This is a genomic window from Labilibaculum sp. (genome assembly GCF_963664555.1).
Lineage (GTDB): Bacteria > Bacteroidota > Bacteroidia > Bacteroidales > Marinifilaceae > Labilibaculum.
Map to the genome: position 1 here is coordinate 4648005 of NZ_OY761461.1, position 13475 is coordinate 4661479.

Sequence of the window (13475 nt, forward strand, 5' to 3'; positions counted from 1 at the left end):
CTTTCCTTCAATTTGCAGCATTTGCTAAACCAGATCTTCAATTATTGGATCTCTGTCCTAAATTAATTTGTTCTGTTTCAGAATACCGGCACTTTCTTTTACAAATAATGAAAAGCCCGGTCACTACATACCAAACATGCATTCATCTTAGTAATCAGAGTGAAATAATATATGATTTATGACCTGTTCCGGATTGCCGAAATTCGATACATTTGTATACGGATAAAATATTTTAAGACAATGGTGCTAAGTAGTAAATTTAAGGGAAGTGGATTGGCTTTATTGGCCACTATCAGTTTTTCAAACATATATATTTTTAGCAAACTGGCGATGAAAGATGTTAACCTGTCCTCGTTTGGGGTGCTGTGGTTTGCCTTTGCCCTGCTATACAATTACCTGTACTACTATTTTTTTACAGACAGAAAAAAACTAAGCTCCTTACCTACAAAATCGAAATTCATTTTATTCCTAATCGGATGCTCCGAAGTCATATCAATGTGTGCTTTCTTTCTCTCGATAAAACTGACCGAAAATCCCGCAGTAGTTTCATTTCTTGCAAATACCAGTCCCATATTTGTAATTTTCATCGGATTTATTTTTTTGAAAATTAGATATAATTTACTGGCTGTAATCGGTATTGCTGTTACTCTTGGTGGCGTTGTTCTAATTAATTACAACAACACTGTTTCTGATTTGGGGAGTTTTGTTACGCCAGCAAGCCTTGCCGCGCTTATTTTTGCACTATTCTATGGAATAAGTCTGGTGCTTGCCCGATCGGAAATTAACACAATTCCCTCTACGATGATTACGGTATGCCGCTCGCTGTTTTTATTTCTGGGATTTGGATTGTATAATCTCTTTATTTTTGAAGTACCACACTACACGGCCGACTCCCTGCTTTACATCAGTATCGGATCCATTTTTGGACCATTTTTAGGTGTAACCCTTACCTTTGCCTCCTTAAAATTTGTCGACGCGTCAATAACCACCTTAATTTGTACATCAAGAAGTTTCTTTATTGTTTTAGGAGCTTTTATTTTTATGAATATTTTGCCTGATAACAATCAGTTACTGGGTGGCATTTGTATCATTTTAGGGATCGTACTCATCACCATTGGAGACATCCGAACAAAATCGTATTAATTCAGAACTCTTTTTACTTCGGTTAAAAAATCATTTTTAGTAATTGGCATTGTGATATAGCCATGACATCCTGCATCAACATAACGTTCTTTCTCCCCTTTTACAGCATAAGCCGTCTGAGCGATCACTTTTATATCCTGACTCCTGTTTTTTATTAAAGCCAGGCAATCTATTGTTGATTTACTCTGAATGTTCATATCCAGAATAAGTAAATCCGGCACTGTTTTATTCAACATGTCTATCATGATATTCTCATTTGAAGCATGAGAAACAGTAACGTCTTCATCCTCAAATAATTTTTGCAGGTAAAGAAATGAATTGTAATCCTCCTCTGCAATTAATACCGATTTTTTACTTAGTGACTCCTTGCGTGTTACAATTTGCACATCCTCAACACCAATCGTTTCGTTTTTAGAATATGGTAGTGTAAAATAAAAAGTACTTCCTTTCCCGACTTCCGATTCAAACCAAATTTCACCCCCCAGAAGCTCAATAAGTCCTCTTGATATGCTTAAACCTAATCCTGTTCCATCAGTAAAATGTTCTTCATCTCCTTGTCTGAAACGCTCAAAAATGATATCATGCCTATTTTTAGGTATTCCGCAGCCTTCATCTTTCACATATACTTCAATTACTGTATGTGCCAAATATTCCCTAAAACTATATCCAACTTCCACCTTACCCACTTCTGAAAATTTGATTGCATTATTAAGCAAATTATCCAGAATTTGATGAAACCGATTAGCATCTGTGAAAACAGATAGTCTTTCATACTCTTCAGGTAAATTCAAAACCAACTCGATATTGGGCTTACTTTCCAACAACACTCCCCTTTTAACCACCTCTATACTGCTTACAAATAATTCGTGCAAATTGGTTTCCACTTTATGCACCGCCACCTGATCCAATTCCAATTTGGAAATATCAACAATATCATCAATAAGCTGCAGGAGTCTATTCCCTGAATTTTGAATGATATTTATGTACTGAGATTTTTCAACATCATCCAATTCTGAATCAACAAGCAATTCAGAAAACCCCATAATTGCATTCATGGGAGTACGTATCTCGTGACTCATATTGGCGAGAAAAATTGATTTCAACTTATCACTTTCCTCAGCCTTTTCTTTCGCCTTCAATAGTTCTCTTTCAGCTAACTTTATATCTGTAATATCTCTTGAAACACCAAGAACTCCCAGTAAATTTCCCTCAACATCATACATTGGAGTTTTAATCGTCTCAGTTAGAATTCTATTTCCAGTGCTGGCAGAAACGGCCCAATTGGTAAAACGAACACTCTTTTTGCTATTTAAAACCTCCAAATCTTTTTCCAAATAAAAATCAGCGATCTCCCGCGGATAAAAATCATAGTCTGATTTGCCAATAAGAGCATCTTTCTTTAAACCATTAAATTTTTCGAAGTTTCGGTTACAAGACAGATAAACTCCATTGAGATCCTTTAACCAAATCATTTCAGGCACAGTTTCTATCAGTATTTTTAGATGAGCTCTTTCATTTTCAACCAACGCCATGGTATTTTTACGCAAAGAAATATCGCGGACCATGGCCCAAAATCCCTTGGGTTTGCCTGTTTCGTCCTTCAACAAATAGATACGCAGTTCAACAGGAATCAAACTTCCATCTTTTCTTATACACTCCTTTTCATATACTCTGGAACTTCCGGATACGAGAACCTCTTCTTCCATTATTTTCTGATCAAATTCAAGCCATTTTAAGGGGGTTAAATCATGACAATTCATATGCAGCAACTCGTCAGAGGAGTAACCAAGCATTTCCCGGTATGCTGTGTTAAATTCGATCACATTTGCATCCATATCCAAAACAACAAATGCATCGTTCATACTTTCGTACAAACGCGAATATTTTTCCTCTGTTCTACTTAATGCGATTTCATTAGCCCTGTTTTGCAACTGTCTGTTCATGAATAACCCCAACAACATATTTCCAAATGGATAAATCGTTAACAAAGGCCAGAAAATTTGCAGCAGAGTTGGCATGACTTTTTCTGAAGGCAAAAATACAGAGCAACTGATCATCGCCAAATGAACGGCAACTCCTAAAAGTAAATATTTCAACCAATAAGATTTTACGCCTATTTTAGTCCATATCTGTTTCCATAAAACACCTATTAAACCAGAACTGATTATTACCGCAATTCCCATAAACATTCCTTCTCCGCCTAAAATAAAACGATAAGTACCCGCAATTAGAATTGCAATAATAGTAGGAATTGCACCAAAAAATAACCCGGAAATAGAAAGGATAACTGAACGTGTATCAAAAACGACTCCAAGCGCCATTTCCCACGAAGAAAGCATAAGAACAACACATATAGCGCCTACAATTCCTCCTGCCAATAATTGCTCCCATATGGACTTAACACCAGTTCTTCTCACCCACAAATAATCATACAACATACTAAACGAAAGCAATATTGCAGTATTCTGTATCAAACTTAAAAACATGGAATTATTCATAAATAAAGTAGTAGTAATTTCCAATTACAATAATAGTCAACATAAGAGTGCTTATCTCTTATTTATAAACAATGTATACATCATTTCCTAAATAAAGTTGTATTTTCCTACATCTTTTAGAACAATAAAACTCAATATTGTTGATCGATACGAAACAAAAAAGAGCAGACAAAACCTGCTCTTTTACAAAAAAAATAAAATCAATTCTCTATTTAAGCCATTTCCTTATTCAGATGAAACTTCTCAGTAAATTGATTTATTACATGAGATAATTTTGGATACCCAATTTCTTCTAAATCATAATAAACCCGGGTAGTTGGTTTTTTAATATTGATAATTCTATTTAAATCTATTGGTGTTCCAATAATAACAGAATCGCAATCACTGCTATTAATAGTTGTTTCCAAGTCTTTAAGTTGTTGGTCTGAGTAACCCATAGCGGGTAAAATATTGCCAATATTTGGATAAATTTCGTAGGTTTCTTTCAACTTACCTACAAGATAGGGTCGGGCATCAATTTCTTCGGCGGCGCCAAATTTGCGGGCCGCAATTGTACCTGCACCAATCTTCATTTCACCATGAGTTAAAGTTGGTCCATCTTCTACTATTAAAACACGTTTACCGCGAATCAATTCAGGATGATCAACGGAGATTGGTGAAGCACCATCAATTACAATTGCGTTTGGATTTGCCAATGCAATATTTTCCCGGACTGTTTGAATTCCTTCCGGAACTGCTGAATCCATTTTATTAATAACAACAACATCAGCCAACCGGAGATTAACTTCTCCCGGATAGTAATTCATTTCAGCTCCCGGACGATGAGGATCTGCCACTGTAATTGTTAAATCTGGTTTGTAAAAAGAGAAATCATTATTACCACCATCCCATAAAATAACATCACATCCATCCGGATCTTCCTCAGCAGCACGAACTATCGCCTCATAATCAACACCGGCGTAAATTATATTCCCACGAGTAACATGTGGTTCATATTCCTCCATTTCCTCAACAGTACAATTGTGTTTTTTCAAGTCTTCTACAGTTGCAAAACGCTGTACTTTTTGAGCAACCAAATCCCCATAAGGCATTGGATGACGTATTGCAATCACCTTTAATCCTTTATCCATTAATTCTTCAATAACCTTTCTCGATGTTTGTGATTTACCACAACCAGTTCTTGTTGCTACGACCGCAATAGTAGGCTTATGGCTTTTTATCATAGTATCACCAGGTCCTAACAGTTTAAAGTTAGAACCGGCAGCATTAACAATCGCACTAACATTCATTACTTTTTTATACGGAACATCCGAATAAGAAAAAACACAATCATCTACACAATGTTCTTTAATCAATTTAACCAAATCCTCTTCTGCATAAATTGGAATTCCCGCAGGATATAATGATCCGGCCAATTCTGCAGGATATTTTCTCCCATCAATATCAGGAATCTGAGCTGCAGTAAATGCAACTACATTGTACTCTGAGTTGTCTCTAAAGTAAGTGTTGAAATTGTGAAAATCACGACCTGCAGCACCAATAATAATGACATTCTTTTTAGCCATAACTTCTGTTTCTTAAGTTAAAATTAGTATTAGGTATGAACACTTAAAATTAAAACTTTAAAGGAGTTTTTCTAATTTTAACAACTTTAAGTTGTACATTCTGAGCCTGTTGCTTAACACGAACAAAAAAATTGACTTTGTCGCGAAACTGTTATAACTTATTTAGTTTTTCCTTTGTTTGAAAAATATTTAAACTTACATTGATCAATACCAAGCCACCTATCCAGGCAAAAAGAAAATGCGAAATTGAATCGAAATTATCATTTATTGCTTATTTTCGGGAAACAAGACTGATGAAACATGAATTTTTTAGCACATCAATACCTTTCGGGTGATTCGGAAAAAGTAAAGATTGGGAACTTTATTGGTGATTACATTAAGGGCAATAAATATAAGGATTATCATCCCGAAGTTCAAAAAGGCATTCTCCTGCATCGAAATATTGATCACTTCACTGATCGCCATTCAATGGTTTTGCAAAGCTCAAACAGACTTAAAACTGGATATAGCAGATATTCAGGAGTTGTTGTCGATATGATATACGACCATTTTTTAGCTAAAAAATGGAATCAATATCATACACAGCCTATTTCTAAATTTGTTAATAAAACACATGAAATATTGGTAAAAAATTATTTGATTCTGCCTCAAAAAGTAAAACTGTTTCTCCCTTTTTTGATTCAAAGCCGACGATTGGAAAGTTACTCTACAACAGAAGGCTTACAATCAGCCTTAAAAATCATGTCGCGCAGAACCAGTTTGCCAGATCAAACGGACTATGCAATTAAAACACTTCTCGATCAATACGATGAAATTGAATCTGAATTTGACTGCTTCATGAGCGATCTTATTAGCTATGTCCGTGATGAACATCAAATTACCGCAGCAACTCCATACGATTGGCATCTAAACGAAGAAATACGAACAACAAAATTGTAAAGGCCCACAAGGAAGATCCACCATAACTAAAGAATGGCAAAGGAATTCCTATAACCGGGGCAAGGCCAATTGTCATGCCAACATTTATTGCCATATGAAAAAACAATATACAAGCTACTCCATAGCCATATATCCTACTAAAAGGAGATCGCTGCCTTTCAGCCAAAAACAACAAACGAATTATTAATAGTAATAGAAGTGATAAAACTGCAGTAGAACCAACAAATCCCCATTCTTCGCCTACGGTACAGAAAATAAAATCGGTACTTTGTTCAGGAACAAATTTGAATTTCGTTTGTGTTCCATTCAAAAATCCTTTTCCTGCAAATCCTCCGGATCCAATTGCAATTTTTGATTGAGCCACATTATATCCCGCACCGGAAGGATCTGACTCAATTCCTAATAAGTCGTTTATACGTTCTTGCTGATGAGATTCTAAAACATTTTCAAACAAATAACTCACCGAAAATGTAAAAAACAAGCTGCCAACAGCAATCAGCAAAACCCAAATAACATTCTTAAGCCGTTCTTTATAAATGTAAAATAAGAAGGGTATAATATTTAAACTTATTGATATTATTAATATCATATAGGCGGAAACATTCAATTGAAAGGCCTTAATTACCCCCCAAACCAAACCAAAAGCAATAAGTATCGCTGACAGGCCAATTAATATTTGCTTGAACCGAAGCCCCATAAATTTCAGTCCTACAAAAGAAAATCCTAAAATAATTAAAAGCACATACAACTCGGGCAAAAGAAGAGTTATTATAAACAGCACTGCCGATAAAAATCCTACAAATAGAACAATTCCTGAAAGTCCTTCCCTATACAACACCAATACGAAAACGATATATACCAAAGCCGATCCGGCATCCCGTTGCAATATTATTAAAACAGCCGGGGTAAATAAAATTACTCCTGCTATTACCAAGGACTTAAAATTATGTATCTTAAAATTAAACTGGCTTATGTATCGGGATATAGCCAAACAAGTTGCAAATTTAGCAAACTCTGCAGGTTGTAAACGTATTCCTCCAATCTCAAACCATGATCTGGCACCGTTAACCTCCCTTCCAAATATCAGTACGGCAACAAGTAAGAAAATCATGACCAGATAGGTGGGATAAGCGAATGCTGAGAAAAATTTACCTTCAATTATCAGAATAACCATCGCGAGAAAGAATGCAGCTCCTATCCACATTAATTGTTTTCCATATCTCTGACTAATATCAAAAATACTTTGATGTTCCTCGTTGTATACTGCCGCGTAAATATTTATCCATCCAAGAAAAACAAGCAGAACATATAAAAAAATTGTCCACCAATCCAGATTCTTTATTAAACTTACCTTTCTTGTCATCCCAACTTTATTATTTATTCAATAACTCCTCTACCGGGAGCCGCCACCTGATTAATTAAATCAGCCTCAAGCATCCTCTTTTCTATCCATTTTTTATTTTCCGAAATCTCCCCTTTTAGATATTTCTCAATCATTAAACCTGAAATTGGTGCTGCATACCTACTTCCCCACACTCCATTTTCAACATAAACAACAATAGCAATCTTAGGATCTTCTCTAGGTGCAAATGCCACAAAAACAGAATGATCTGCTTCATCCGAATTCTGAACTGTTCCCGTTTTACCGCACACACGAATATCTTTAATCGCCGCCAGTGTTCCGGTACTTCCCTCTCCTCCAGCAACCACCATTTCCATACCATCAATCACAGCTGTAAAATTGGAAGAGTCTACACTGGTATAATGTCTTTCCAAATACTCTTTTTCCAGAACCCCATTCTCTCCAACAGCCTTTACAATATGAGGAATATAATAGTAACCTCTATTGGCAATTGCAGCTACCATATTTGCCATTTGTATTGGTGTAATCTCCAATTCACCTTGACCAATAGCAATGGAGATTGCATTTAAAGCCCTCCAATTCTTACGATACTTACGCTGATACTCTTCATTTGTAGGAATAGAACCTGTTTTTTCATTTGGCAAATCAATGCCAAGCTTATTGCCAAAACCAAAAGAAGTGACATGTTTTCTCCATGCAGTATACCCATCCTGAACAGAACCAAACTTAGGACTTTCCAAAACATAACGAAATACATTTGCAAAATAAGCATTGCAGGATTGCTGAATAGCACGACGCAAATCCAAAGGAGATGAATGAGCATGACATCCCATTGTAAAATTGCCAACATGATAACCGCTGTGACATTCAAATTTTGTAGATGGACTAATTACTCCTTCCTGAAGAGCCACCAATCCATTTACCAATTTAAAAATTGATCCCGGTGGATACAGCGCCTGCATTGTTCGGTCAAATAAAGGCTTTAATGAATCGTTTTGAACCATCATCTGATAATTCTTATTCATTGCACGCCCAACAAACATTTCCGGATCATATCCCGGACTGGATACTTTTGCTAAAATTTGACCCGTTTGAGGCTCAATCGCAACAATTCCTCCTTTTTTATTTTGCATCAGCAACTCTCCGTATTGCTGCAAATCGATATCTAAACTTGTGTACAAATTCTTACCCGAGACAGCTTTTTTATCAAATTTCCCATCCCGAAATGATCCTTTTATTCTATTGAAAACATCAACCCAATAAATCTTAACTCCCTTTTCTCCTCGAAGTTCTTTTTCATAGGTCCGTTCTATTCCACTTTTCCCTATATAATCTCCTTGTTTAAAATACGGATCACTCTTGATTTCCTGATTGGTTACTTCTCTAAGATATCCTAATGCATGAGCGGCGCTTTTTAATGGATATTTTCGCAATGTTCTGGTCTGAACAAAGAAACCAGGGAATTTATACAATTTCTCCTGCAAAACAGCATATCTTTCAGACGACAGCTGTTTTAAAAAAATAGATGCCTTTCGATAAGAATAATGCTTTGCCTTAGCAATCCCTTGTATTAATTCCAATTTTTCAATTCCTAGCAGCTGACAAAAATCGGTGGTATCAAAAACATCCAATTGTCTCGGTATTAACATCAGGTCGTAAGCGGCCTGATTGTATACCAATAATTTTCCGTTTCTATCATAAATCAATCCCCTTGCCGGATATTGTGTTACCTGTCTTTGAGAGTTATTCTCAGCAGATAATTTATAGGTGTCATCAATTATTTGAAGGTTAAACAAACGGATAATGAAAATTAGAACAACCAGAATGAATATTCCGCCAATAATATATTTTCGGTTTGAGAAATTATTCATTTTATAGTATTAATTGATCTATTTTTTAAACAGCAGGAATTGAGATGTAATGAGTAAGCTTAAAGTAAAGAATGTACTAAGAATGATTCTGGTAATGGTTTCATTTAGATTGGAAAATGAAAATACTTCTATAAAAAACAAAAAACTATGATGCGCTATAACCAATATCAAGCAATACTTAAAAAACCATCCAAATCCGTAATGATGAACGGACGGCGTCGTTCCTTGTTCATAACCGTCTCTTACAGACAAATAATTTAATATATATGGACGTAAGTATGCCATAAACACACTAGCGGATGCATGCATCCCAACAGTATTGGAAAAAATATCTACACTCAGTCCCAAAAAAAATGACAAAACCAACAAAAGCCAGTTTGGGGTCTCGAATGGAAGCAATAATATGAATAAGATATACACATAAGGATTTAAAAAACCACTTATTTGAATGTTATTTAAGATGGCAACCTGAATAAATACAAGAACCACAAATCTTATGATATTTTTTACGATTCGATTCATTCAATCACCTCCTTCTCAAGTTCTAAACGTTCATTTTTCATCAAATCACCAATAACTTTCACGTATGACAGACTTTTAAAATCATTGGAAAAGGCGATTCTCAATTCATGAAAATTACCTCCTGAGCTTGGCAAAATTTCCTGTACTGTACCCAGCAATATTCCCTCTGGAAAAATTGATGAATAACCACTGGTTACAATTGTGTCTCCTATCTGAATAGACACATGTATTGGAACTTCGTACAAACGGGCTGTTTTATAATCTTTTCCGTCCCAGGTAAGAGACCCAAAATAATTGTTCTTCTTAATTTTGGCCGAAATACTAATTCTACTATTTAATAAGGAAATTACCGTTGAAAAATTATTTGAAACACTTTTTACTACCCCAACAACACCATGATCTGTAACTACAGCCATCTCTGGCTGAATACCATTTAGCTTGCCTTTATTCAAAGTAATATAATTCAATTGCTTATTCACAGAATTATTAATGACTTTGGCAGTTCGGTAAAGGTATTGCTGTTGATATAAAGAATCATTATAAAGAACCGACGAATCGACTGACATCTTGTATGATTCTGCCAGGATATTTTTCAACCGGGTATTTTCTTTATTTAATTCTTCGTTTAATTTGTCCAAAGCCAAATAATCGGTCGTAGATGAAACCTTCTCATAAAGACTTCCAGTAAGAGCATTACTAGAATTCAGGAATTCTGTCTTTTGATAGTTATTGTAGCTAACCAGCAATAACATGCAAAAAATTTCAATTACAACAAAAATGATCGTAAAATGAAATCTTACGATAAAATGTAATAAATTCTTCATTCAAAAAATCAAATCCCTGTTAAACTAAAAAAATTTCGTTCCTGATTATCTCATCAGGAACGAAAACTTATCTACATTTTTTAATGCAATTCCAGTACCACGTGCAACAGCCCTTAATGGATCTTCCGCAATGTGAAATGGAATATTTATTTTATCTGTCAATCGCTTATCCAATCCACGAAGCAACGCTCCACCACCAGCAAGGTAAATTCCTCTATTTACAATATCGGCGTATAATTCCGGAGGTGTTTGCTCCAATGCACTTAAAATTGCAATTTCAATTTTCGAGATTGATTTCTCCAAACAATGCGCAATTTCCTGATAAGATACAGGCACTTCAATAGGAAGTGCTGTCATCTGATTTGGTCCTTGTACTCTGAAATCATTTGGTGGCTCTTCCAACTCAGATAGTGCAGATCCAACCTGAATTTTTATTTCTTCAGCAGTTCTTTCACCAATTTTTATATTGTGCTGATGACGCATATACTCCTGTATATCAGAAGTTAAATCATCACCTGCAATACGAATTGATTTATTGGTTACAATTCCACCTAAAGAAATTACTGCAATTTCAGTCGTTCCTCCACCTATATCTACTACCATATTTCCTTCAGGTGCTTCAACATCAATACCGATTCCAATAGCCGCAGCCATAGGCTCATAAATCATGTATACATCACGTCCTCCGGCATGCTCAGAAGAATCGCGAACTGCTCTCATTTCAACTTCGGTACTTCCCGAAGGAATACAAATCACCATGCGTAATGATGGTGGAAACAGACGAGGTTTTTTGTTGATCATCTTGATCATCCCACGAATCATTTGCTCTGCAGCATTAAAGTCGGCAATTACGCCATCTCTAAGCGGACGAATCGTTTTTAAATTTCCGTGAGTTTTGCCCTGCATCTGGCGGGCCTTTTCGCCAATCGCAACCATTTTTTCGGTGCGACGATCAATAGCTACAATTGATGGTTCGTCAACCACAATCTTATCATTACAGATAATAATTGTATTTGCTGTCCCCAAGTCAATCGCAATCTCCTGAGTTAAAAATGAAAAAAATCCCATATGGTAGTATAAATCTCTGTTATCTTATTTTAATGCTTAAAATGTCTCATTCCTGTAAATACCATAGCAATTCCAAATTTATTAGCCGCCTCAATAGAATCCTTATCTCTTATTGAACCTCCAGGTTGAATAATAGCAGTAATTCCTGCTGCATGAGCTGCTTCTACACAATCTGAGAATGGGAAAAATGCATCAGAAGCTAAAACACTTCCTGCAATCCGATCCGCCCCCTGACGAATGGCATTCTCCAAGGCCCAGATACGACTTACCTGTCCCGGACCAACACCACATGTAGTTTTATTTTTTGCTATGGCAATTCCATTTGATTTTGCATGTTTCACTGTTTTCCATGCAAACATCAAATCCTCCATTTCACTTTCTGATGGTTCCCTTTCGGTAACCACTTCTAATTTTTCGCCGATTAATTCCTTATCCATTTCCTGAATTAAGAAACCTCCCAAAACAGTTTTTCCTTTAAATGAGGAATAATCTGATTTCAAGATTTCAGGCAATTCCAATAATCTTAAATTCTTCTTCGCTGTTAATATCTCTAAAGCTTCTTTACTAAAAGACGGAGCAACAATTACTTCCAGAAAAATTCCACTCATAATTTCAGCCGTTGCTTTATCAATTTCACGATTTGATGCTACTATTCCACCAAAAATTGAAACCGGATCAGCATCATAAGCTTTCTGAAAAGCTTCTGAAATTGTTTTGGCACTGCCAATTCCACATGGATTAGCATGCTTAGCAGCAACAATTGTAGGCTCTTCAAACTCTTTTAAGGTTTCCAAAGCTCCATCTGTATCACCAATATTGTTGTAAGATAGTTCTTTACCATGGATTTTCTTAGCGGCAGTTAAAGTTCCTTCAGTTTCCTGAATTTGACTGTAAAAAGTTGCATTCTGATGAGGGTTCTCTCCGTAACGGAGATCTTGCTTCTTTTCGTATGTAATCGTTAATGTTTTAGGAGATGTAATTTTCAGCCTTTTATTAAAATACCCTGAAATTAATGCATCGTAATGAGCAGTATGCTCAAATACTTTAGTTGCTAAATATTCTTTTGTGTCTAAACTAGTGTCTTCGCCTGATTTTAATTCTTCAATTACTTTCGAATAATCTTCGGGATCGGTAATAACAGTAACAAATTTGTAATTCTTTGCTGCCGCTCTCAACATTGTCGGACCACCTATATCAATATTTTCAATAATTTCCTCGTGACCAGCCTCAGGATTTAAAATTGTTTCTTTGAATGGATACAAATTACAAACGACGATATCAATAGGCTCAATTCCTAACTCATTCATTTGAGCGATGTGGGTTTCGTTATCCCGAATTGCTAAAATTCCACCTTCAACATTTGGATGCAAGGTTTTTACACGCCCATCAAAACATTCTGGAAATTTAGTAAGATCTGAAATATCCATTACAGGAATTCCTTCAGCCTTAAATTTAGCAGAAGTTCCACCTGTAGATATGATTTCCCATCCTAAACCTGTTAATTCTCTAGCAAATTCAACAACATTTGTTTTATCAAACACACTGATCAGCGCTCTCTTCATAATTCTCTTAATTTGGGTAATTTTATAAAATGGCGTAAATTTCATTTTCTCTCGAAAAATAAAACCGGCTCAATCAAGGCTATAAATCCTTTAATAACAGACACTTATCCAGCCTCAAAA

At 35.7% G+C, this 13475-nt stretch carries 10 protein-coding genes; 2 read left to right on the top strand and 8 right to left on the bottom strand.

The annotated features are described in order from the left end of the window. Positions 1 to 240 precede the first annotated feature (240 nt). Positions 241 to 1143: a DMT family transporter gene (locus ACKU4N_RS18545; protein ID WP_321318943.1), complete on the top strand. Its 903-nt coding sequence runs from the start codon at positions 241 to 243 to the stop codon at positions 1141 to 1143. On the opposite strand, the gene ACKU4N_RS18550 is transcribed toward ACKU4N_RS18545, so the two are convergent. Together ACKU4N_RS18550 and ACKU4N_RS18555 are read right to left on the bottom strand one after the other, a co-directional pair. Then, the gene (locus tag ACKU4N_RS18550) at positions 1140 to 3641 is read right to left on the bottom strand and encodes a PAS domain S-box protein (protein WP_321318945.1); all 2502 of its coding nucleotides are present in this window, start codon (positions 3639 to 3641) and stop codon (positions 1140 to 1142) included. The genes ACKU4N_RS18545 and ACKU4N_RS18550 overlap by 4 nt on opposite strands. A gap of 212 nt (positions 3642 to 3853) precedes the next feature. After that, on the bottom strand, positions 3854 to 5206 hold the full coding sequence (locus ACKU4N_RS18555; RefSeq protein WP_321318947.1) for a cyclic 2,3-diphosphoglycerate synthase: 1353 nt from the start codon (positions 5204 to 5206) through the stop codon (positions 3854 to 3856). A gap of 300 nt (positions 5207 to 5506) precedes the next feature. On the opposite strand from ACKU4N_RS18555, the gene ACKU4N_RS18560 reads away from it, so the two are divergent. Continuing rightward, positions 5507 to 6145 (top strand): acyl carrier protein phosphodiesterase, encoded by a 639-nt coding sequence (locus ACKU4N_RS18560; protein WP_321318949.1) that lies wholly within the window; start codon positions 5507 to 5509, stop codon positions 6143 to 6145. Here ACKU4N_RS18560 and rodA read toward each other — a convergent pair. The 6 genes from rodA to purH are packed head-to-tail and all read right to left on the bottom strand — an operon-like array spanning position 6084 to position 13355. After that, the gene (gene rodA / locus ACKU4N_RS18565) at positions 6084 to 7508 is read right to left on the bottom strand and encodes a rod shape-determining protein RodA (RefSeq protein WP_321318951.1); all 1425 of its coding nucleotides are present in this window, start codon (positions 7506 to 7508) and stop codon (positions 6084 to 6086) included. The two genes, ACKU4N_RS18560 and rodA, sit on opposite strands and share 62 nt — an antisense overlap. Before the next feature lie 14 nt (positions 7509 to 7522). After that, the gene (gene mrdA / locus ACKU4N_RS18570) at positions 7523 to 9379 is read right to left on the bottom strand and encodes a penicillin-binding protein 2 (protein ID WP_321318952.1); all 1857 of its coding nucleotides are present in this window, start codon (positions 9377 to 9379) and stop codon (positions 7523 to 7525) included. Positions 9380 to 9397: 18 nt separating this feature from the next. Further along, a complete protein-coding gene (mreD, locus tag ACKU4N_RS18575) occupies positions 9398 to 9901 on the bottom strand; it encodes a rod shape-determining protein MreD (protein ID WP_321318954.1) in 504 nt (167 codons plus the stop codon). After that, entirely contained in the window at positions 9898 to 10725 is an 828-nt protein-coding gene (gene mreC, locus ACKU4N_RS18580) for a rod shape-determining protein MreC (protein ID WP_321318956.1), read from the bottom strand. Before mreC ends, mreD begins: the two co-directional genes overlap by 4 nt. Before the next feature lie 45 nt (positions 10726 to 10770). Next, positions 10771 to 11793 carry a rod shape-determining protein gene (locus ACKU4N_RS18585; protein ID WP_101259803.1) on the bottom strand — a complete coding sequence of 341 codons (1023 nt, stop codon included), beginning with the start codon at positions 11791 to 11793 and terminating at the stop codon, positions 10771 to 10773. A 29-nt stretch (positions 11794 to 11822) separates the two neighbouring features. Continuing rightward, complete coding sequence (gene purH / locus ACKU4N_RS18590; RefSeq protein WP_321318960.1) at positions 11823 to 13355, bottom strand: bifunctional phosphoribosylaminoimidazolecarboxamide formyltransferase/IMP cyclohydrolase; 1533 nt, start codon at positions 13353 to 13355, stop codon at positions 11823 to 11825. Positions 13356 to 13475 lie beyond the last annotated feature (120 nt).